This window comes from Streptomyces tsukubensis (genome assembly GCF_003932715.1).
Classification (GTDB): Bacteria; Actinomycetota; Actinomycetes; order Streptomycetales; family Streptomycetaceae; genus Streptomyces; species Streptomyces tsukubensis.
The window spans coordinates 3,762,669-3,783,304 of record NZ_CP020700.1; the positions used below are offsets into that span (position 1 = coordinate 3,762,669).

Genomic DNA, 20,636 nt, shown 5'->3' on the forward strand with positions numbered 1-20,636 from the left:
GGTGGGCGGTGTGAGTTCCGTGTGTAGACGGCGTGAATGCGCTGTTCCGGGTGGGTAGGGCGGTGCGGAACGGGCCCGTATCGGGGGCGGTGGCGCCGGGGTACGTACCGCCGGGTACGGAAACGGGCCGGGCCCGGGGAGCTGCCCCGGTCCCGGCCCGTTTCCCTGCGTATCTCGGCAGGCGCCCCGTGTCTATGCGGACTCGGCGGCGTCGCGGGCGATGTCCGTACGGTGGTGGGAGCCGTCCAGGCCGATCCGGCCGACGGCGGCGTACGCACGCTCCCGGGCCTCGCGCAGGTCCTTTCCGGTCGCGGTGACCGAAAGCACCCGGCCGCCCGCGCTGACGACGGTGTCGCCGTCCTGCCGGGTACCGGCGTGGAGGACGTACGCGTGCGGCGCGTCCTGCCCCGCGACCTCCGCGAGCCCGGTGATCGGGTCGCCGGTACGCGGGGTGTCCGGGTAGTTGTGGGAGGCGACGACGACGGTGACGGCCGCGTCCTCGTGCCAGCGCAGCGGCGGCTCGTCGGCGAGGGTGCCCTTGGCGGCGTGGAGCAGGACGCCCGCGAGGGGGGTGCGCAGCCGGGCGAGGACGACCTGGGTCTCCGGGTCGCCGAAGCGGGCGTTGAACTCGATGACGCGGACGCCGCGGGAGGTGATCGCCAGGCCCGCGTAGAGCAGTCCGGCGAACGGCGTACCGCGGCGGCGCAGCTCGTCCACGGTCGGCTGGAGGACCGTGGACATGACGTCGTCGACGAGCTTGGGATCGGCCCAGGGCAGCGGGGAGTAGGCACCCATACCGCCGGTGTTGGGGCCCTCGTCGCCGTCGAGGGCGCGCTTGAAGTCCTGGGCGGGGGTGAGCGGGACGACGGTCTCGCCGTCGGTGATCGCGAAGAGGGAGACCTCGGGGCCGTCGAGGTACTCCTCGATGACGACGCGGTCGCAGGCGAGGGCATGGGCCCGGGCGGTGGCGAGGTCGCCGGTGACGACGACGCCCTTTCCGGCGGCCAGACCGTCGTCCTTGACGACGTAGGGGGCGCCGAAGGCGTCGAGGGCCTCGTCGATCTCCTCGGCGTTCGTGCAGACGTAGGAGCGGGCGGTGGGCACTCCGGCCGCGGCCATGACGTCCTTGGCGAAAGCCTTGGAGCCTTCGAGCTGTGCGGCTTCCCCGGAGGGGCCGAAGCACGGGATCCCGGCGGCGCGGACGGCATCGGCGACCCCGGCGACGAGCGGTGCCTCCGGCCCCACGACGACGAGACCGGCTTCCAGATCGGCCGCGAGGCGGGCGACGGCGGCACCGTCGAGTGCGTCGACCGGGTGCAGTTCGGCGACCTCGCCGATGCCCGCATTGCCGGGCGCGCAGTGCACAGCGGTGACGTCGGGGTCGAGGGAGAGAGAGCGGCACAGGGCGTGTTCGCGGGCGCCGCCGCCGATGACGAGGACCTTCACGGGCGCCAGCCTAACCGGCCGGGAGCCGTGCCCTTCTGTACGGGCCTCCTAAGCGGCCGCTCTACTCGTTCGTATATTCCTCCAGGATGGTGGCGCCCAGCTCGCGCACGATCAGGTCGTGGCCGGAGAGCGCGGAGTCGACGAGGTCGGGGTCGTCGTCCTCCGGGATGTCGTCCTCGGGGGCGACGGGCGGGGGGCCGCTGTACGCCTCGGGGGCCGGCGGCGGGGGCTGCGCGGCCGGGGGGCGCTCGGCGGGCGGCTGCTGCGCGGGAGCCGACGGGGCCTGGGCGGGAGCGGGCGGGGGGCCGCTCGGGGTGGCGGGGGCCGCGGGGCGCTGGGGGGTGGCGGGGGCCTGGGAGGGCCTGCCGTAGCCACCGCTTCCGCCGCCGCCGGGGCCCGAGGGTCCGCCGGCGCCGCCCGTGGGGTCGACGATGGCTTCGATCTTCCACTGGACGTGGAACTGCTCGGCCAGGGCCTGGCGGAGGACTTCTTCGCTGCCGCTGGTCGCGAAGTTGTCGCGGGCGCCGGGGTTGAGGAAGCCGATCTGGAGCGTGGTGCCGTCGAACCCGGCGACCTGGGCGTTCTGGCTGAGGAGAATCCAGGTGAAGCGGCGGCGGTTCTTCACGGCCTCCAGGATCCCGGGCCACATGTTCCGCACCTGGGCGGCGCCCTGCGCCATTCCGGGCGCGGCGGGGGCGGGGGCTTGGGACGACTGGGGCTCCGGAACCGGCGCGGACGGCGCGGCGGGCGCCGGCGCGGGCCGGGTGCCCTCGCCGGGCGCGGTGGCGGTGGGCCAGCCGCCGGGCCGCCGGCCGCCGTCGCCCGCGGAGGAACCGGCGCCGGGCCAGGCTCCGGGCCGCTGCTGGGAGGGCTGGGCAGGGGCCTGCTGCTGGGCGGGCTCGGGGGCGGCGGGCGGGCCCTGCGGCGCGGCGGGAGCGACGGGGGCGACGGGCTCAGGGGCGGCGGGTACGGCCTGGGGGGGGTGCGCGGCGGAGGCCGCTCCCCCGCCTCCGTACCCCATGGGCACACCGCCGGGCGCGGGCGCGGCCAGCCCGGCGGAGAAGGTCGCACCCGCGGCGACGCCGCGCTCCAGCCGGTCGAGCCGGGCCTGGAGCGAACGCTCGTCGTCGAAGGCGCCGGGCAGCAGCACTCGGGCGCAGATCAGCTCCAGCTGGAGCCGGGGCGCGGTGGCCCCGCGCATCTCGGTGAGCCCGGTGTTGACCAGGTCGGCGGCGCGGCTCAGCTCGGCGGCGCCGAAGACGGAGGCCTGCCCCTGCATCCGCTCGACGACATCGGCGGGGGCGTCGATGAGGCCCTTCTCGGCGGCGTCGGGGACGGCGGCCAGGATCACCAGATCGCGCAGCCGCTCCAGCAGATCGGCGACGAAGCGCCGGGGGTCGTTGCCGCCCTCGACGATCTGGTCGACGACCTCGAAGGCCGCGGCGCCGTCACCGGCGGCGAAGGCGTCCACGACGGAGTCGAGCAGGGAACCGTCCGTGTACCCGAGGAGGCCGGTGGCCATGGCATAGGTCACACCCTCCTCGGTGGCCCCCGCCAGCAGCTGGTCCATCACCGACATGGAGTCCCGCACGGACCCGGCACCGGCCCGGACGACCAGCGGCAGGACCCCGTCGGCGACGGGGATCTTCTCCTGACCGCACACCTCGCCCAGATAGTCCCGCAGGGTCCCGGGGGGGACGAGCCGGAACGGGTAGTGGTGCGTACGCGAGCGGATGGTCCCGATGACCTTCTCCGGCTCGGTGGTCGCGAAGATGAACTTCAGATGCTCCGGCGGCTCCTCGACCACCTTCAGCAGGGCATTGAAGCCCTGCGGGGTGACCATATGGGCCTCGTCGATGATGTAGATCTTGTAGCGGCTGCCCGCCGGCCCGAAGAACGCCTTTTCCCGCAGGTCACGGGCGTCGTCCACACCGCCGTGCGAGGCCGCGTCGATCTCGATGACATCAATGGACCCGGGCCCGTTGCGCGCGAGGTCCCGGCAGGACCGGCACTCTCCGCAGGGGGTCGGCGTCGGCCCCTGCTCGCAGTTCAGACAGCGGGCCAGGATCCGCGCACTGGTCGTCTTGCCGCACCCGCGCGGCCCGCTGAACAGGTACGCGTGATTGACCCGGTTGTTCCGCAGGGCCTGCTGCAACGGGTCAGTGACATGCTCCTGCCCGATGACCTCGGCGAACGATTCCGGGCGATAGCGGCGGTACAACGCAAGCGACGACACACCTACGAGGCTATCGGTCCCCACCGACAACCGTCCCCCACTGCCCCCACCCGCACCCCCGCACAACGCAAGCGCCCCCCACGCACCCGCCAGAGCCGACCTACCCTTGCTGCCTTCCGGCCCTGGGGGAGTTCAGTCAGATAGCGCCACGTGAGGGGCTCCGCACAGGGTACCCGATCCCGGGGGGTGGGAACGAGTTCGCGAGCACTGCTCAGCGTCTTGTATTGTTTGCCGCGGAGGATTCGCCTAGAGGCCTAGGGCGCACGCTTGGAAAGCGTGTTGGGGGCAACCCCTCACGAGTTCGAATCTCGTATCCTCCGCCAGTGCCTCACCGGGCACTAACGTCGAAGGCCCCGCTGCTTGCAGCGGGGCCTTCGACGTGCATGGTTCCCATGCCTGGCTATAGCCGTTGAGGACGGCCCAGCACACGCCGCGGTACTGGCCGCGTTTCGCCCGTGCCTCCGCATCAGCTCGCGAAGAAGCCGGGCATCACTGACGAACCAGCTGTCTTCGCCTGCGCGGCGGCTCCGGTCGATCTCCTGGTCGGCGAATCCGAGCCGGGCCTCAGCTTCTGCGAGGACTTGGAGGCGGAAGATCCGTGGGTCCCAGTCCGGACCCGTGGAGATCAGCAGGTCATGCGGCCCTTCCCAGCGGCCCATGGAGGCGTCTTCGAGTGCGCGCCGCACTGCCTCACCACCATCGGGCCGGGTGGATGTCCAGAGATCGGCCAGGCATCATTCCCGCTCCCACCGCCCTGGGCCCGTCCCGCCATGGTTGTCGTGCGGCGCCGGACCACCCGATGGGACATTCCAAGATCGCGTCCAGACCAGTCCCCCAAGCCATCCGGGGACGTATGTGATTGCGAGCGCGGGCGCCCGGTCCGTATCCTGCTGGGCAACGCGTTGACGGAGACGAGTAACCAGGGTTCACGCGAGCAGAGAGAGCCGCCGGTAGCTGGGAAGGCGGTCTCGCGCCCCGAGGCGAAGACCCTCCTGAGCGCGGGGAGGAACGGCCACGTCCGATGGCCCCATGCCCCGCCGGCTGACCCCCGTGACCGGGTACGAACGAGGCCGCCACCTGGGTGGCGGCGAAAGTGCGGTGGTACCGCGAGTTCCCCTTCTCGCCCGCACTCCCAAGGGATCATGACGAAGTCCTTCGGAGGACCGAAATGATCCACAGCCGCGTACACGTCTCCGACCTGCGAGAACACGTTGGCCGTACCGTCTCCGTCTGCGGATGGGTGAACACCCTCCGGCTGCAGAGCAAGATGCAATTCGTCGTCGTACGGGACGGCACCGGCATGGTGCAGGTGACCCACCGGCGCGACGGCGGACCGCTGGAAGCCCGGCTCGAATCCCTCACCCCCGAGTCCGCCGTCCGCATCACCGGCCGCGTCGTCGACGCCGCCCAGGTCAAGCTCGGCGGCCTGGAGATCGTCCCCGAAGCAGTCGAGATCCTGAACCTGGCCGCCACCCCGCTGCCGATCGACGAGCACACCGGTCTGGAGCAGCGCCTGGACTGGCGCTTCCTCGACGTACGCCGCCGGCCCGCCACCCAGCTGATGTTCGCCGTGCAGACCACCCTGGAGCAGGGCATGCGCGAGTACGCCTACGCGCAGGGCGCCACGGAGATGCACACCCCCAAGCTCATGGGCACCGCCTCCGAGTCCGGTGCGGAGGTCTTCAAGCTCGGCTACTTCGACCGCAGCGCCTATCTGGCGCAGTCGCCGCAGTTCTACAAGCAGATGGCGATCTCCGCCGGGATCGACAAGGTCTTCGAGATCGGGCCGGTCTTCCGTGCCGAACCGTCGTTCACCTCCCGGCACGCGACCGAGTTCACGGGCGTCGACGTCGAGCTGGCGTGGATCGACGGCGTTGAGGACGTGATGGCGTTCGAGGAACAGATGCTCGCCCATGCCATCGCCAAGGTCGCCGACGCGCACGGTGAGGCGATCGCCGAGCACTTCGGTGTCGAGGTCACCGTCCCCACAACGCCCTTCCCCCGCATCACCATGGCCGAGGCGCACAAGATCCTGCGCGAGGGCGGCTGGGACCCGGAGGGGATCAAGGAGGACCTGGACCCGGAGGGCGAGCGGAGCATCTCCGCCCATATCAAGGAGGCCACCGGGCACGAGTTCGTCTTCATCACCCACTACCCGGTGGGCATCCGGCCCTTCTACCACATGCGGCCGGCCGACGACCCGAGCGTGACGCTCAGCTTCGACCTTCTCTGGAAGGGCCTGGAGGTCACCACCGGTGCCCAGCGTGAGCACCGGTACGACGTGCTGCTGAAGCAGGCCGCCGAGAAGGGCATGAGCCCCGAGCCGCTGCAGGACTACCTGAACGCGTTCCGGTACGGATGCCCGCCGCACGGTGGTCTCGGCATGGGGCTCGGACGGGTGCTGATGGTGATGCTCGGCCTGGACTCCATCCGTGAGGCCAGCTTCCTCTTCCGGGGACCGAACCGGCTCACCCCGTAATCGGGCGGGAGCCGGGTCCCACGGCACGGAGCGCCCGCTCGTGCCGTGGGACGCGGTCTCAGTAGCGGACATGGCGCAGATCATGCGTCCACGCCTCGCCGGGGCTCTTGTCCCAGTAGGACCGCAGCGCGAGCTCGCGCTCGGAGAAGCGGCCCCGGTGGCACAGCCCGCCGTGGGAGATGGTGACGCTCATGGCGAGCGCCGACTCGGTGGTGACCCAGTGAGGCGTCAGGGCGTGACTCCACAGCTGGTCACCGGGTCGCATCGTGATGGACTGGCGGTCCGCCCGATCATGCTCGGGCGGGTCCTCGGCGGTGGTCTCCCCGATGACGGCCGCCTCGGCCGGCAGATGTTTGTCGGGGGCGAGGTAGCTGTGGAAGGTCTTGGTGCCGTGGACCTGCCAGACCAGGCCGTGTGAGTTGTCGTTGTGGTAGGTCGAGGACGCGCCTTCGGTGGAGAGGAACAGGATCGGCGCCAGGCGCTGCCAGGTGAAGCCCCGGGCGGACAGGTGGGTGCGCCAGGGGATCATGACGTCTTCCTGGAAATCCTCCACGAGGTCGCCGTAGAAGCGGCTGAGGTTGAAGTGCACCAGCCGGAACGGCCAAGTGACGATCTCCTCGATCGGCGCGGCACGGAAGGCGGCGGTGCGGTCCATCCGTACCTGCCAGTCTTCGTCCCCGAGGATCGTGAACCGGACTTCCTCGTCTCGCCGGAGGTGGTCGAGGAAGTCGACAGCGGGCAGGAACAGGTAGTCGAAGCGGAGGTCGAGCGGGAAGTTCGGCGGCTGCCGCCACTGCTGGGTGAAGTCTTCGGGCGTCGTGATCGTCATCGGTCGGTCCAGGGAGTCGTGGTGGTTCGGTCCCGTGCTCACGCGGGCACGCTGCACGGCGCTTCGCGGTCGTCGGGCGTGGCGGAGGGGCGGCATATGGCGGCGCAGTCCGGGGTCACCCGGTCCTGCGCCGGATCGGTCAGAAACTGTCCGATCGCGGCACGGGGTGCGAGGACGCTGACCGACGCCTGACCGTAGGGACAGCGCCGGATGCGGCCGTCAGCGGATACGTACGCGGTCGCCGAGCAGCACGGTCGGCGCTCGCCCTCGGCGGGCAGTTGAAGATCCCGCAGCTCATCGAGATAGCCCCGGTACCGATCGGACAGGTCGAAGTAATGTCCCAGTACCTCGGCGTCGAGCCACTGCCTTGCCAGATACTCCTGGACCGGCATGTCGTCGCGGCGCAGGGCGTTCTCGTCGAGAACGACGGGGCTGAACTGGACCTCCACCCCGGCCTCGGTCACGAGGCCGGCCAGGGCCCGGCACTCGCTGTCGCTCAGGTTCCAGCAGGTGACGTGCAGGATCTTCGTCTCGGTGCTGATGGCGCGCAGCGTGTCGATACCCGAGGCCGCCGTACGGGTGGTGCGTCCCAGCAGCATCGCGCCCCGGGAATCCGCGGAGACGGTCACATTGGCCAGAAGATCCGCCACGTGCGAGAGGCGGATCACGTCGGTCATGGTGCGGGCCGAGGTGACCATCGACACCGACATGCCGAACTGGTGGGCCAGTCGTACGAGCTGCCTGAGCTGCGGATGGTGGGTCGGCTCGCCGCCGGTCAGACACACCCCGTCCACGCCCGTCTCCTTCAGCCGGGACAGGGTGCGGGTGTACGTCGGAGTGTCGAGGAAGCCGTGGGCCCGGTCGGCCCGGAAGCAGAATCCGCAGGCCACCTTGCAGTGTCCGGCCGTGGAGATCAGCGCGGTACGGACGTGGCTGCTCATTGCACCCCCGTGTTGTCCCAGACGGCGATCTCCACGGTGCTCGTGTAGAAGGCGCACATCTCGGGGTCCGGGGTGCTGCCGCCGATGAGGGCCTGTTCGTTGCGGGACGGTCCGCCGCAGATCGCGAGCGCCGGGCAGTTCCCGCACTCGGGGATCGGCGTGACCCTCTTCGCCACGCCGGCCAGGAGTCCGGGATCGGCCCGTAACTCGTCGAGGGTGTGCAGGAACGACGGCTCGGTGAAGTTGATGTCGCACAGGCTGACCCGGTTGCCGGGCAGCAGGGCGGCGTTCAGGCTGCGGTCGCCCTGCATGTGGTCGAACAGCATCGGACGCCGGGTGTCGAGGGCCTGGAAGGCGCGGTCCAGTACGGAGAACAGCATTCCGCCCCGTGTCAGAGCGGCCTGGCGGGCCTCGTACAGCTCCCTTGCCAGGTCGGTGCCGTTGACCTGCCAGCGGCCCGCGGTCGGGATGGGCGTGTTGACGTAGATGAACTTCAGCCCGAGGTCGTCGATGATCCACCGGACGGTCTCGGCGAGGCGTCCGATGTTCGCGGCTGTGGGGGTGAGGTTGCAGCCCACGTGGAGCCCGTCTGCCTCTATGAACCGGGCGACGTTGCGGCGGATCCGGTCGTCCGCGGGCTGTCCTCCGAGGAGGAGCCGGTGCGCGGAGTTGATGCCCGGTGGTCCGTCGATGGAGATGCCGACTCCGTACTCGTAGGCGACGAAGTGGTCGAGAGCTTCCTCGGTCAGGCGGGCACCGTTGGTGACCACGGTGCGGCGCACCCTGGCCACGTCGTAGCGGTCGGCGAGGGTGTCGGCAAGCTGGTCGCCGTACCTCATGAGGTCGAAGCGGATGGTCGGCTCGCCGCCGAACCACTGGATGGACACCTCTTCCTGGCCGGCGTTCTGCTCGAACAGGAACTCCAGACCTGCCGAGAGCTCTTCTTTCGTCAGGTCCGGCTCGCCGCTGTTCGTATCGACGAAGCAGTAGGTGCAGGCCATGTTGCAGCGGTCGGTGAGAACCACGCGCAGGCCGCTGATACGGCTGGGGGCGCGGTCGAGGCCGAGGAGTCGAAGACGGTGTTGGAGTGCTTCGCGCCGGTCGGCCGCAGGGCCGCCGGGGGTGAAGCCGAGCCCGGCGAGGGCTTCATGGGTCTCGGTCGGGGGGACCCCGGCGAGGTCGTGGACCTCGCCGGAGTCGATGAACACACTGTCCAGCGCGACCGGGTCGAGGAGAACCGCTTCCCCGTCCCGTTCGTACTGGAAGTACTTCCCCCACAGCATCCGGGGGACGGCCATGGTGGTCAGGCCGCCGCTTCCTCTTCGGCTATCCCGAGCTCGCCCATGACCGCGCGGACCGTGTCCTCGGCGGCGGCCTGGAGCTTCGCGGAGGTGGCCGGTGAGCCGCCGTCGGCGAGGACGATCACGCCGGGCAGCGTCGGGTTCGGCGCGATGACGGTGATACCGGCCGGGTCGGCGCTGATGACCATGATCGCGTCCTTCAGCTCGACCCAGTCGGCCCGCTCCTTGAGGGCCTCGACGATGCGGCCCTGCTTCTCCTGGAAGGAGGCCCGCTCGCCCATCCACACGCCCGCCTTGGACTTGGAGTCCACGACGTCCGCGTAGATCAGGTGATCCTTCTTCTCTCGCCTGGCTTGAGGCATGGCTGATCCCTTCTGTGTGCTGGATGCGCTGAACCGACCCCTTGGATATGCAGGGTCGGACGGTCACGAGCTCGCTGCGAGCTGGACGGACCGGTACTGGACGCCTTGGTGGGCGCCGGTGCGTGGCATCGGCCGCAAAGATCACTGGCACCTTGCTGCGACACGGCTTCAGTGCGACGCGGTGACATCATGTCGATCGACCGAAGTCCCCTTCGAGGACTCGGAGCGGTCATCAGAAGGACTTCCAAAGGACCTACTTGATTCCCGGCGAAGGTTTCTCGCCGCCATGAGGACATCGCATGGCACGCTGGGACGAGAGCTCGCCACGGAGGAGACCATGCCCCGCCCTGCAGGCAACACCAGGCTCAAGGCCGCTCGCCTGGCCGCCGGATACAACTCCCAGCAGGCCCTGGCCGACGCCATTACCGAGACGGCGCTGACCCTCGGCATCAGAGGTCTGGCCGTCGGCGTCCGACAGGTCAGGCGCTGGGAGTCCTCCACTCCTCCCTGGCCACAGCCCGATGTACACCGGGTTCTCACCCATCTTCTGGGCCAGAGCATGGAGGACCTCGGATTCGCTCCGCCGTGGGGCAGCGCACGGCCCCAGCCCGGCAGAGCGACCGGGAACACGCTGCGGGCGTCGCAGCCTGGGGCGCGGTTGGCCCCCGTCCCTCTTGAGGGCATATCCGCGAAGCAGCCGGCCACCGTCGGAAGGGATTTCGGGGCCGTCACCCGCTCGCACCGGCACTTGTACTGGTCCGTCGCCCCTGCCGTGCTGCACCCGTCGGTGCTGGAACACACTCGTCTCGGGTGCGCACTCCTCCCGGAGACGGCGAACCCCGCCCGCCAGGCGCTCGCAGCAGCGCTGGCCGAGTCCTACCTGCTGGCCGGCCGCATCGAGTTCTTCGATCTACGGCAGCCGGACCGGGCTTCCGAAACCCTTCTCCGCGCCCTCCAGGCGGCGGGGGAAGCCGACGATCCACTGCTCGGAGCGGCCATCCTCGCCCATATGGCCTTCATCCCGGGATGGGCGGACGATCGGGAGGCGGCGATCGAGCGGATGACTGCGGCCCGTACGTACGCCCGTCGTGGAACGGCACCGGCGGAGTTCTGGGCCTGGCTGGACGCAGTCGAAGCGGAGTGCGAGACCCGCTGCGGCGATCCTCACACGGCGCTGAGACTGATCCACCGCGCGGAGGACACGCTCTCCGCGGGCGCCGAGCACGCCAGCCCGGAGTGGATGGACTGGTTCAGCCCCGTGCGCCTGTCCGCGTTCAAAGGGAACACTCAGCTGAAGGCCGGGCACCTACCGCAAGCACGGCAGACGCTCCACGACGTGCTCGACAGGCTGCCACCCGAATCCGCCAAACAGAGCACCGTCATCCTCGGAGATCTCGCCGCGGTCGAAGCCTTTGACGGAAGGCCTGTGGAGGCGTGCCGCTATGCCATCCAGGCCCTCGACCAGCTGGCGCTCACCTGGTACGCGACCGGCATGGACCGCGTGCGTGAGGTCCAGCGCATGCTCGCTCCCTGGCAGAACGAACCGTGCGTCCGGGACCTCGACGACCGTCTCTACGACTGGGGCACCACGGTCAGCGCTCTCCAGCGTTGAACTTGGCGATCTTCTCCGGCAGCTCCGCCAGCGAGTCGATCCGCATCGTCGTGATCGCGTCGGCGTCCGGATCGCGCTGTTGGATCGTGCCCCAGGGGCCGCGCCGGATGAGGGCTGTCAGGAGCCCCGCCTGTACGGCCGGGCGGATGTCGTTGTCGAGCCGGTCACCGACGTAGAGGATCTCGCCCGGCTCGGCAGGCGTGGCGTCGATCACCCGCTCGAAGAACTCCACGTCAGGCTTGGACGCCCCCCAGTCGTCACTGGTGGCGATCAGGTCGGAGGGCAGCTCCAACCCGCGCAGCAGGCCGCCGGCCCGCACGGTCTGGTTTCCCGCGATGCCCACCCACAGCCCGGCGTCCCGCAGCGCCGCGAGCGTCGGCCGTACATCCGGGTAGAGATCGTCTTCTCCGAACCACTCCGGCTTCCCGGCCGCCGCGCGCTTCTCCCGCTGCTCGGTGAGGTCGAATCCGGGCTGGAACTCCTGGAACGTCTCGCGATAGTCGCGTCCCTGCGCAATGACCGCCCCGAACATGGCCGCGAAGGTATGCCGGGGCACCCCCAGCCAGTCCGCCCAGGTCCCGTACTCCCTGGTCTCGTCCACCAGGCACTCACCGACGTCGAACACCACAGCACGAATCATGCTCGGCAGGTTAGACGGTGCCGAACGAGGCAGTGGCGGCGGCTGAAAACAGCCGCCAGCGGGATGTGCCGTCCGGCTTCACCGTCTAGGGGCCGGTCGTTCCAGCGGGTACTCGGGGCCGAATCCTGGTCTCAGTACGGGTCTCATTCGCCCTCGTCCGCGCTGGTCCGGACGGAGCCCGTCCGAAAGCTCCGCCGCAGGTCAGGACGTATCCGAACCCAGCCGGACCGCCGTACGAACATTTGGAAAGCGTGTTGGGGGCAACCCCTCACGAGTTCGAATCTCGTATCCTCCGCCAGTGCCTCACCGGGCACTAACGTCGAAGGCCCCGCTGCTTGCAGCGGGGCCTTCGACGTTTTTCCGTCCGGCTCGGCCCAGGCCGAGCGCCGGGACACTCGGGAGATATACTCGATACACGAGCTGATATCCCAGGAGGTGCATGGATGAGTCGCACAGTGATCGACCTGGACGACGAGCTGCTTGCCGACGTGGCGCAGGCGCTGGGAACCAGCACCAAGAAGGAGACGGTCAATACCGCCCTGCGGGAAGTACTGGAGAACCGGCGCCGGGCTCTCGCTCTGGCCCGGCTGCGCGCGGCGGCGGCCGACGGGGGCTTCGACCTGGACGTCTTCGACGACAAGCAGAGCTACCGGCGGTGAGCGCGGCGCAGTTTCTGATCGACACCAGCGCGCTCGCCCGATTCCTCCGCGGGGACGCCGAGCAGTACGGCTGGGACCAGGCAGCAGCAGCCGGGCTCATCGCGACCTGCCCCATCACCGAGCTGGAGTTCTTCTACAGCGCGCGATCAGCCGAGGATCGCGCCCGGGGCGTCGAGGATCTGCGGATGATCTTCGGCTGGGTCCCCGTCGACGACCGCGCCTACGATCGCGCCTGGCAGGTCCAGGAACTGCTGACTCGGCGCGGACAGCACCGCAGCGCCGGCCCGGTTGACCTCGTCGTCGCCGCCACAGCGGAGTTGCAGGGCCTCACCCTCCTGCACCGCGACCGCGATTTCGACTGCATCGCCGCCGTCACCGGTCAGGCCCTGCAGTGGTTCGGCCCCGATCCGGGCAAATGAACAGTCCCTCTCGTGGTCTCGGTTCCGGTCTCGTTCAGCGGCGTTCAGCAAGGTTCGCGGACACCTCGGCTCGTCGTTCCGCCAAAGGTCAGGAACCCTCACGAGTTCGAGTCTCGTACCCTCCGCCAGTGCCTCACCGGGCACTGACGTCGAAGGCCCCCACCGGCAAGGTGGGGGCCTTCGACGTTTCTCCGTCCCAGCCCCGGCCGGGCGCCGCAGCAGTACGGCCCCGAGGCGGGTGACCGAGCGGCCCGGTGCATGGTCCCGGTTCAGGTGTTGCGGGCAGCGGTTCCCGGCGGTGCTGGAAACCGAGGTCCCCGAACCCGACCCAACCAACACATAGAGTGACGATTCATGTCACTGGGCAACCGTGGCGTGCGGCGTATTCGGGCACGCGGTGTGCCGCCCGGGAGCGGCCGCCCGGACGGTGGCCGTCGTCCCTGGTGAGGAGTACGGATGAGCCAGTGGGGTGTGGTGGTGGCCGGTGGCGTGGTCATCGGTTACGGGGTGCTCTCGCGGCGGCTGGCGACAACCGTGCTGTCCGGGCCCATGGTGTTCGTCGCGTGCGGACTGGCGATCGGGCCGCTGGGCCTGGACCTGTTGGACGGGGACCGGGATCTGGAGCTCACCCGGACCCTGCTGGAGAGCGCGCTGGCCCTCGTGCTGTTCACGGACGCGGCGGCGATCAGGATCCGCGATCTGCGCAGGGAACGGTTCTTGCCGTTGCGACTGCTCGTGGCCGGGCTGCCCGTCACGATGGCACTGGGGTGGCTGGTGGCCTGGCCGCTGCTCCCCGGCCTGACCGTGTGGGAACTGGCGCTGGTCGGCGTCATCCTGGCACCGACGGATGCCGCGCTCGGGCAGCAGGCTTTCTCCAACAAGCGGGTTCCGGCGCTGGTCCGGGGCGGACTGGGGGTCGAATCGGGTCTCAACGACGGCCTGGCTCTGCCGTTCTTCGTGCTGGCGCTGGCGGCGGCGGGCGAGAGTGAGGGGCATCCCGGCGTCGTCACGACATTCCTGCACGCGCTGCTGCTGAGCGGCGCGATCGGGATCGCGGCGGGCTGGGCCGGGGCGGGCGTCTTGCGCTGGTCGGTCGCTCGGGGCTGGAGCAGCCCCGACTGGCGGCAGTTCGTGACGCTCGCCGTCCCCGTGATCACCTACGCGGTGTGTTCCGGTGTCGAAGGCAGCGGCTTCATCGGCGCCTGGGCCGCCGGGCTGGCCTTCGGCAGCCGGCTGCGTGGCTCCTCGTCGGACCGGAGCACTCGCACCGGCGGCCCGGATCCCGCACGGAGCGCCGAGTTCACCCGGCAGCTCGGGCTCCTGCTCTCCTCGCTGAGCTTCCTGGCCTTCGGCGCGGTCATCCTGGGACCGGCCCTCCAGCATCTGACGTGGCGGATCGTGGTCTACGCGCTGCTCAGCCTGACCGTGATCCGGATGCTGCCGGTCGCGCTGGCCCTGGTCGGCACCGGTCTGCGGGCCGCCTCCGTCGCCTACATCGGGTGGTTCGGTCCGCGCGGGCTCGCCTCTCTGGTCTTCGGCCTGCTCGCCTTCGAGGAGCACCTGCCCGCCATGACACAGCTGAACGGCGTCATCGCCGTGACCGTGGGCCTCAGTGTCCTTCTCCACGGTGTCACGGCCCCGTTCCTGGGAGACCGTTACGGCGACTGGTTCGCCAGGAAGGTCCGCGCCGAACCGGACCTTCGGGAGAACGCGCTCGCGGCCGGCGACGCCCCCGCTGTCCAAGGCCCACGCGGCCCCTGAAGAACACGGGCGCCCGCGCCGCCCGCGGCAGGCGGGCCTCAGCCGACGGCCGGCCGCTTCCCCGCCGCACCGTGAGGACATCACGGCCGGTACGGCGGCGGGGCCCGGCCCGGCTCCGCCGGGCGGGTCGGGGCCGGGGGATCCGGTGGGGCCATCGTTGCCGTGAAGGTGCGGAACGCCCCCACAACGCTTGCCGAGCCGTACTCTCGCCATCTGGGCGAAGGCTTACGGGAGCTACGGTTCGCCGTGGGGCACGACGGCAACGCCATTCGTCTGACCTACTGGCTCGCACCCGGCCGCCGGATCGTGTTCCTGACCGTGTTCCGCAAGACACGGATGCGGGAAGACGCCGAAGTACACCGCGTCCAACAGGCGCGGAAGCTCTGCGAGACGGAGCGCCACACAGTCCACGACGAGTTCACTCGCGAGGTATCGAGAGGAGAGGGCTGATGAACCACACTCGCTGGAGGCTCGCGCGTGAACGCGCAGGCATCGCAGGCCGGCAGGAGCCGTCGGAGGTCGAGGCGATGCGCACCGAGATCCGCATGGCCTTCGACCTCGGGCAGGCCGTGTACGACCGTCGAACCGAACTGGGTATCTCCCAGAGTGAGCTCGCCAGGCGGGCGAACATGACCCAGCCGCAAGTATCGAAACTGGAGCTCGGCGGGACCATTCCGACGCTGCCGCTGCTGGCCCGTCTCGCAAAGGCCCTCGACGCTTCCCTGAACATCGCGCTGGACGGCGACATCTCGACTGTCGTGTTCTCCGGGCACGCCGCATAGCCGGGGCCGGGAGTCTCACCGCCCGCGCGACCCGCGCCCCCGCCCGGTGCTCCTGGCGCTCCTGGCGCTCCTGGCGCTCCTGGCGCTCCTGGCAGGAAAGTACCCAGTGATGTCTTTTCCGACACTCGGCACGGCGTGGGCGGGCGGTCAGGCTGGGTCCATGACGACAGCACAGAACATGCCCGGCTACGTCTGGTCCGCCGTCGACGACGCCCCCGTGCGGGAGATCTTCCCCGGTATCCGCCTCCGTCCCCTCTGGCAGGGGGAGCGCGGGGCGTCGGCCCAGGTGGTGGAGATGGATCCGGGGTCCTGCTGGGAAGGGGTCGATGTGCACGAGCCCGGGCCCGAGGAGGTCTTCGTGGTCTCCGGGGTCTTCAACGACGGATACCGGGACTATCCCGCCGGGTCCTTCATCCACGCGCCCGCCGGGTCCTCGCACATTCCGCAGACGGCGGCCGGCTGCACCCTCTTCGTCTTCTATCCGGAGGGGTGACCGGCGCACGAAACCCCGAAGGGCCCCACCGGATGCGGTGGGGCCCTTCACGGATCGCGGGTCAAGGAAGGTCAGAAGAGGTCAGAAGAGGTCAGAAGAGGGCAGGGGAGGGCAGGGGAGGGCAGGGGAGGTCAGGGGAGGTCAGGAGAACTGGCCGACCCGGTAGCTTCCGGCGGGCTGCTGGGTCATCACGTTCAGCCGGTTGAACGCGTTGATCGTGGCGATCAGCGAGACCAGCCCGATGAGCTGCTCCTCGTCGTAGTGCTTGGCGGCGTCCGCCCAGGCCTCGTCGGTGACTCCGCCGGACGCGTCGGCGATCCGGGTGCCCTGCTCGGTCAGCTCCAGCGCGGCGCGCTCGGCGTCGGTGAAGACCGTCGCCTCCCGCCAGGCCGCGACCAGGTGCAGACGGGTCGTGTCCTCCCCGGCCGCCGCGGCCTCCTTGCTGTGCATGTCGAGGCAGAAGCCGCAGCCGTTGATCTGGCTGGCGCGGATCTTCACCAGCTCCTGCGTCGCCACGGGCAGTCCGGTCGCGGAGACCACTCCGCCCGTCGAGGCGAGGCTGTTGATGACCTTGTTCGCGGTCCGGTTGCCGAAGAGGGTCAGTCGGGCGTTCATGGCGCGGGCTCCTCTGCCGTTGTCGTTGGCTACACCCCTATGACCGGCGGGGGCCTGCGGATGTGACAGAGGCGGATGTGACCTGCGTCTCAGGACCGGGCGCCGCCCCGGCGGAGCTCCCGGGCCCCGTGCGCGATCACCACGGTCACGCTGATCAGCAGCGCCCACGACGCCCATTTCGTCACCGGCACCGGCGACCAGGCGTCGAGCTGGTGGGGGTAGGACCAGGCGCCGAGGTACGTGGCCAGGTTCTCGGCGACCCAGAGGAAGAAGCCGATCAGTACGAAGGCGAGCGCGAGCGGCATCCGGAGACGGATCGTGCCGACCGTGTACGCGACCCGGGTTCCGCCCGTGGCCAGGAGCAGCAGCCCGGCCAGCACCCAGCGGGCGTCCGGCAGCCAGTGATGGCTGAGGAAGTTGAGGTAGACGAGGGCGGCGAGCACGGCCGTCGCGCGCGGACGGTAACCGGACAGCTCCAGGTCGAACAGGCGCCATGAGCGGCAGACGTAGCTCCCTACCGCCGCGTACATAAAACCGCCGTACAGCGGGACACCGGCGACCTTGGTGAGCGCGTCCTCGGGGTACGTCCACGAGCCCACCTGCACCTTCACCACCTCGAACGCGAACCCGAGCAGATGGCAGACCGCCACCACCGCGACTTCCCGGCCCGTCTCCCAGCGCATCGCGTATCCCAGGGCCGTGATCGCGACGCCGTAGAGGAGCAGCAGGTCGTAGCGGGACACCGGCAGGCCGTCGGGGAGCGCCTCGGCCGCCGCCATGCCGAGGAAGAGCGCGGCGGCGAAGACGCAGGCCCGGGTCTGGATCCAGCCGAAGACCAGCAGATGGCGGGTGAAGGCGAGGAGCCGACGGGGGAGGGCGGGGAGCGCAGGGGACGGAGAAGCGTTCATGAGTCCTTTCCAGGCCGGGAGAGAGGGAGGAGAGGGGAGAGGGGAAGGGGAGAAGGAGGAACGGGGCGTCACCGCGTTCACGTTCCGGCGGGGCCTCCCCGTTGCGCCCTTGCGGATCATGTGGGGCACATCACGCAACATGCAGCCGATGGGGCAGAAGGGGAGAATGGGATGGAGTGGGTGGTGGTGCTGCCGCGTCCGCCCCTGCGCCGGCTGGAGGTGTCGTGGCATATGGCTGACCGACGATCCCGGCATGGAACCGGAGAGCGCGACCGTTACGGCGCCCGCCCGCTCCCCACCCCACAAGAGCGCGCCGAGCGGGGCCGTGCGGCCCGTAAGACCGCGTCCCGCTCCTCGCACGCGGCCTACGATCCCGCCCCCGACCGGCCCGACCCCGTCGGCATCATCGAGACCCAGTCGGCGTCCCGGGTGCCCGATCTGGTGCCCGTACGGTACGGGCGGATGACCGAGTCGCCGTTCCGGTTCTACCGGGGCGCCGCCGCGATCATGGCCTCCGATCTGGCCGCCGCCACGCCCGCGTCCGGGCTCACCGCCCAGCTCTGCGGCGATGCCCACATGATGAACTTCCGGCTCCTCGGCTCCCCCGAGCGCCGGCTCGTCTTCGATATCAACGACTTCGACGAGACCCACCCGGGTCCCTGGGAGTGGGACGTCAAACGGCTCGCCACCAGCCTGGTCATCGCGGGCCGGGAGAACAACTGGCCCAAGAAAGAGCGGACGGCGATCGTCCGGTCGGCTGTCCGCGTCTACCGGCAGCGGATGCGGGCGTACGCGGGCCTGGGCAACCTGGACGTCTGGTACGACCGGGGCGATATGGAGCAGGTGCAGGCCCTCGCCGACGAGCGGCTCGACCAGCGCGGCCGGCTGAGGCTGGCCGAGACGATGGCGAAGGCCCGTACCCGCGACAGCATGAAGGCCTTCGAGAAGCTGACGGAGATCCGCGACGGCGGGCGCCGGTTCACCGCCGATCCGCCGCTGGTCGTGCCGGTCGACCAGCTTCTCGACGGTGCGGACCTCGACCGGCTGGTCGGTGAACTGCACACCCTCGTCGGCCACTACGGCCGCAGTCTCTCCATGGAGCGCCGGCATCTGCTCTCCCAGTACCGGGTCGTGGACATCGCCCGCAAGGTCGTCGGCGTCGGCAGTGTCGGCACCCGCTGCTGGATCCTGCTGCTGCTCGGCCGGGACGACACCGATCCGCTGATCCTCCAGGCGAAGGAGGCCGACCGCTCGGTGCTGGAGCCGTACACCGACCAGAGCGGGTACGAGAACCAGGGGCAGCGGGTCGTCGCGGGCCAGCGGCTGATGCAGGCCGTCGGTGACGTGTTCCTGGGGTGGGACCGGGTCACGGACGTCGACGTGCCGTACCGCGACTTCTACATCCGGCAGTTGCACGACTGGAAGGGGATCGTCGTACCGCAGGCGATGGTGCCCAAGGGCATGCGGCTCTTCGCCGAACTCTGCGGCGCCACCCTGGCCAGGGCGCACGCCCGCTCCGGTGACCGGATCGCGATCGCCGCCTATCTGGGCGGCGGGGACGCCTTCGACACGGCGGTCTCGGAGTTCGCCGAGGTGTACGCCGACCAGAACGAAAGGGACCATGCGGCGCTGGTCGCGGCCGTACGGGAGGGGCGCGTGAAGGCGGCAGAAGCGTAAGGGAGTAGGGAGGGAGGGCGCGGCTACTTCCAGGGGATGTTCAGCCAGGGGCTCGCCGGGTCCGTCGTCAGGATCCGGTGGCAGGCGAGCGCGTTCTCGTACCAGTCGCCGAACTCCTCCTCGTCGAAGTGGAGACAGCGGCCGAGGATGTACGCGGCGGAGAACTCCTCCCAGGAGCGGTAGTTCGCCCGGGCCACGCTGCTCGCCCGTACCACCGCCGCCTCGGTCTCCGCGAGGGTGCCGAAGCGGGCGGCGAGGCCCCAGCGGGCCATTCCGGAGGCCCGGCCGTAGTCCCAGGCCTCCAGGGTGCGGATGAACCGGCCGTCCTCCAGCAGTCCGTCGGCGCGGAACCGGGCCTCGTAGCGGGCGATCCGGCCGATCAGCCGCCGTACCCCGGCGGCCTGGGCGGACACCTCGCCCTCGTCGGCGGGGGTGCCGGGGGTGACGCCTTCGGGGGTGATCCGGGGCTCGGCGGCGCGCTCCGCGTTCCGGCGGACGACGCGTTCGGCGACGGTCCGCCAGTGGTCCAGTTCGACGGCGCCGCCGAAGTCGAGGGCGAGGCCGCGGCGGACCCGGAGTGCGAACTCCCAGACGGGGCTGACCATTTCCGCGGAGAGCAGCCGTTCGAGCGTGTCGCGCCACTCCTCGGGTGTGGTGATGTCCCACCACTCCTGGAGCCGGGTGCGTTCGCGCCGGTAGCCGCGGCCGTGGTAGCCGAGGGCGTTCCACAGTTCGCCGTTGTTGACGGAGAGCAGGGCTCCGCAGGCGAGGCCGTGCGCGACCGTGCCGTGCAGGGCGCCGCCGACGTGGAGGGCGCGCAGCCGCAGTCCGGGGCGGATCTCGGCGGCGGTGTGGCGCTTCCACCGGGCGCGGTGCTCGGGTGTGGTGAGGAAGTACGCCTCGGAGGGTGTGCCGGGGTTGACCGCCAGCCACGGCGGATCGGTCGGGTCCCAGGCGTCCGCGTACCAGGACAGGGATGCCGAGGAGTAGACGGGGTCCGCGACGGGCGCGGGGAGTACGCCTTCGGTGAGGACGGTCAGGCACACGCCGCCGACCTGCGGCGAGAAGTGCGGCAGGAACTGGACCTCGCCGGGGTGGGCGTCGAGGAAGGCCCGGCGCTGGGCCGTGTAGAGCCAGTTGCGGCCGAGGACGTCGAAGTAGCCGGACCAGTCGCCGCGGGTCTTGGCCTCGTACAGCTGCCGTTCGACGGGGCTGGGGGCCTGCCAGCGGGCGGGCGGCGGTACGGGCGGTGCCGGAGTGCCGTACGGCCCCGGGGGCGGGCCCGCCGGGCGGGAGCCGGGGGGCGCGAAGGGGTTGCCGTGGTACTCCGGCGGCCCGAAGCCGTCCGGGACACCGCCGTCGCTGTTCCCCCACCCCGTCCCCGTACCCATGCAAAAACTCTAAGCGGTGCCCGCGCGGCGGTGTCGTCCGCCCGGGGGGTCCCGGTGGACACCCCCCGGTTCCTAGGCCGGGCGG

The 20,636-nt window shown here is 70.4% G+C and carries 19 protein-coding genes, 1 tRNA gene and 1 other RNA gene; 10 read left to right on the top strand and 11 right to left on the bottom strand.

Annotation, left to right across the window (positions count from 1 at the left end):
- Positions 1-192 precede the first annotated feature (192 nt).
- The 3 genes from purD to ffs form a co-directional block, all read right to left on the bottom strand.
- Complete coding sequence (gene purD / locus B7R87_RS15100) at positions 193-1,446, bottom strand: phosphoribosylamine--glycine ligase (RefSeq protein WP_006348219.1); 1,254 nt, start codon at positions 1,444-1,446, stop codon at positions 193-195.
- 61 nt (positions 1,447-1,507) lie between these two features.
- Positions 1,508-3,682: a DNA polymerase III subunit gamma and tau gene (locus B7R87_RS15105; protein ID WP_130585000.1), complete on the bottom strand. Its 2,175-nt coding sequence runs from the start codon at positions 3,680-3,682 to the stop codon at positions 1,508-1,510.
- A gap of 64 nt (positions 3,683-3,746) precedes the next feature.
- An RNA gene (gene ffs / locus B7R87_RS15110) (signal recognition particle sRNA small type) lies at positions 3,747-3,845 on the bottom strand.
- Positions 3,846-3,917: 72 nt separating this feature from the next.
- On the opposite strand from ffs, the gene B7R87_RS15115 reads away from it, so the two are divergent.
- Together B7R87_RS15115 and aspS are read left to right on the top strand one after the other, a co-directional pair.
- A tRNA-Ser gene (locus tag B7R87_RS15115) sits at positions 3,918-4,005 on the top strand.
- Between the two features lie 845 nt (positions 4,006-4,850).
- Positions 4,851-6,161 (top strand): aspartate--tRNA(Asn) ligase, encoded by a 1,311-nt coding sequence (gene aspS / locus B7R87_RS15125; RefSeq protein ID WP_006348216.1) that lies wholly within the window; start codon positions 4,851-4,853, stop codon positions 6,159-6,161.
- 58 nt (positions 6,162-6,219) lie between these two features.
- Here aspS and B7R87_RS15130 read toward each other — a convergent pair whose 3' ends face one another.
- From B7R87_RS15130 to B7R87_RS15145, 4 genes are read right to left on the bottom strand one after another with little or no spacing between them, the layout of a single operon-like run.
- Positions 6,220-7,032, bottom strand: coding sequence for a cupin domain-containing protein (locus B7R87_RS15130; RefSeq protein ID WP_130584998.1), 813 nt, complete (start codon positions 7,030-7,032; stop codon positions 6,220-6,222).
- Positions 7,029-7,931, bottom strand: coding sequence for a radical SAM protein (locus tag B7R87_RS15135; RefSeq protein ID WP_006348214.1), 903 nt, complete (start codon positions 7,929-7,931; stop codon positions 7,029-7,031). Before B7R87_RS15135 ends, B7R87_RS15130 begins: the two co-directional genes overlap by 4 nt.
- Complete coding sequence (locus B7R87_RS15140; RefSeq protein WP_006348213.1) at positions 7,928-9,229, bottom strand: radical SAM protein; 1,302 nt, start codon at positions 9,227-9,229, stop codon at positions 7,928-7,930. Before B7R87_RS15140 ends, B7R87_RS15135 begins: the two co-directional genes overlap by 4 nt.
- Before the next feature lie 5 nt (positions 9,230-9,234).
- Positions 9,235-9,594, bottom strand: coding sequence for a hypothetical protein (locus tag B7R87_RS15145; protein WP_006348212.1), 360 nt, complete (start codon positions 9,592-9,594; stop codon positions 9,235-9,237).
- A gap of 337 nt (positions 9,595-9,931) precedes the next feature.
- Between B7R87_RS15145 and B7R87_RS15150 the strand changes: the two genes are divergently transcribed.
- Positions 9,932-11,206 carry a hypothetical protein gene (locus tag B7R87_RS15150; protein ID WP_040915674.1) on the top strand — a complete coding sequence of 425 codons (1,275 nt, stop codon included), beginning with the start codon at positions 9,932-9,934 and terminating at the stop codon, positions 11,204-11,206.
- On the opposite strand, the gene B7R87_RS15155 is transcribed toward B7R87_RS15150, so the two are convergent.
- Positions 11,187-11,846 (bottom strand): HAD family hydrolase, encoded by a 660-nt coding sequence (locus B7R87_RS15155; protein WP_040915657.1) that lies wholly within the window; start codon positions 11,844-11,846, stop codon positions 11,187-11,189. The two genes, B7R87_RS15150 and B7R87_RS15155, sit on opposite strands and share 20 nt — an antisense overlap.
- Before the next feature lie 443 nt (positions 11,847-12,289).
- Between B7R87_RS15155 and B7R87_RS15160 the strand changes: the two genes are divergently transcribed.
- The 6 genes from B7R87_RS15160 (at position 12,290) to B7R87_RS15185 (ending at position 15,960) form a co-directional block, all read left to right on the top strand.
- Positions 12,290-12,505: a type II toxin-antitoxin system VapB family antitoxin gene (locus B7R87_RS15160; protein ID WP_040915655.1), complete on the top strand. Its 216-nt coding sequence runs from the start codon at positions 12,290-12,292 to the stop codon at positions 12,503-12,505.
- Positions 12,502-12,924 (top strand): PIN domain nuclease, encoded by a 423-nt coding sequence (locus B7R87_RS15165; RefSeq protein ID WP_006348208.1) that lies wholly within the window; start codon positions 12,502-12,504, stop codon positions 12,922-12,924. Before B7R87_RS15160 ends, B7R87_RS15165 begins: the two co-directional genes overlap by 4 nt.
- A 456-nt stretch (positions 12,925-13,380) precedes the next feature.
- Positions 13,381-14,685: a cation:proton antiporter gene (locus B7R87_RS15170; RefSeq protein ID WP_006348207.1), complete on the top strand. Its 1,305-nt coding sequence runs from the start codon at positions 13,381-13,383 to the stop codon at positions 14,683-14,685.
- A 168-nt stretch (positions 14,686-14,853) separates the two neighbouring features.
- Positions 14,854-15,135, top strand: coding sequence for a type II toxin-antitoxin system RelE/ParE family toxin (locus B7R87_RS15175; RefSeq protein WP_045852982.1), 282 nt, complete (start codon positions 14,854-14,856; stop codon positions 15,133-15,135).
- Complete coding sequence (locus tag B7R87_RS15180) at positions 15,135-15,467, top strand: helix-turn-helix transcriptional regulator (protein ID WP_006348205.1); 333 nt, start codon at positions 15,135-15,137, stop codon at positions 15,465-15,467. Before B7R87_RS15175 ends, B7R87_RS15180 begins: the two co-directional genes overlap by 1 nt.
- Positions 15,468-15,627: 160 nt before the next feature.
- The gene (locus B7R87_RS15185; RefSeq protein WP_198965075.1) at positions 15,628-15,960 is read left to right on the top strand and encodes a cupin domain-containing protein; all 333 of its coding nucleotides are present in this window, start codon (positions 15,628-15,630) and stop codon (positions 15,958-15,960) included.
- A 141-nt stretch (positions 15,961-16,101) separates the two neighbouring features.
- On the opposite strand, the gene B7R87_RS15190 is transcribed toward B7R87_RS15185, so the two are convergent.
- Together B7R87_RS15190 and B7R87_RS15195 are read right to left on the bottom strand one after the other, a co-directional pair.
- Entirely contained in the window at positions 16,102-16,575 is a 474-nt protein-coding gene (locus B7R87_RS15190; protein ID WP_006348203.1) for a carboxymuconolactone decarboxylase family protein, read from the bottom strand.
- An 89-nt stretch (positions 16,576-16,664) separates the two neighbouring features.
- On the bottom strand, positions 16,665-17,483 hold the full coding sequence (locus B7R87_RS15195; protein ID WP_006348202.1) for a DUF817 domain-containing protein: 819 nt from the start codon (positions 17,481-17,483) through the stop codon (positions 16,665-16,667).
- A 231-nt stretch (positions 17,484-17,714) separates the two neighbouring features.
- Between B7R87_RS15195 and B7R87_RS15200 the strand changes: the two genes are divergently transcribed.
- Complete coding sequence (locus B7R87_RS15200; protein ID WP_040915669.1) at positions 17,715-19,160, top strand: DUF2252 domain-containing protein; 1,446 nt, start codon at positions 17,715-17,717, stop codon at positions 19,158-19,160.
- A 23-nt stretch (positions 19,161-19,183) separates the two neighbouring features.
- On the opposite strand, the gene B7R87_RS15205 is transcribed toward B7R87_RS15200, so the two are convergent.
- On the bottom strand, positions 19,184-20,551 hold the full coding sequence (locus B7R87_RS15205) for a DUF1266 domain-containing protein (RefSeq protein ID WP_006348200.1): 1,368 nt from the start codon (positions 20,549-20,551) through the stop codon (positions 19,184-19,186).
- Positions 20,552-20,636 lie beyond the last annotated feature (85 nt).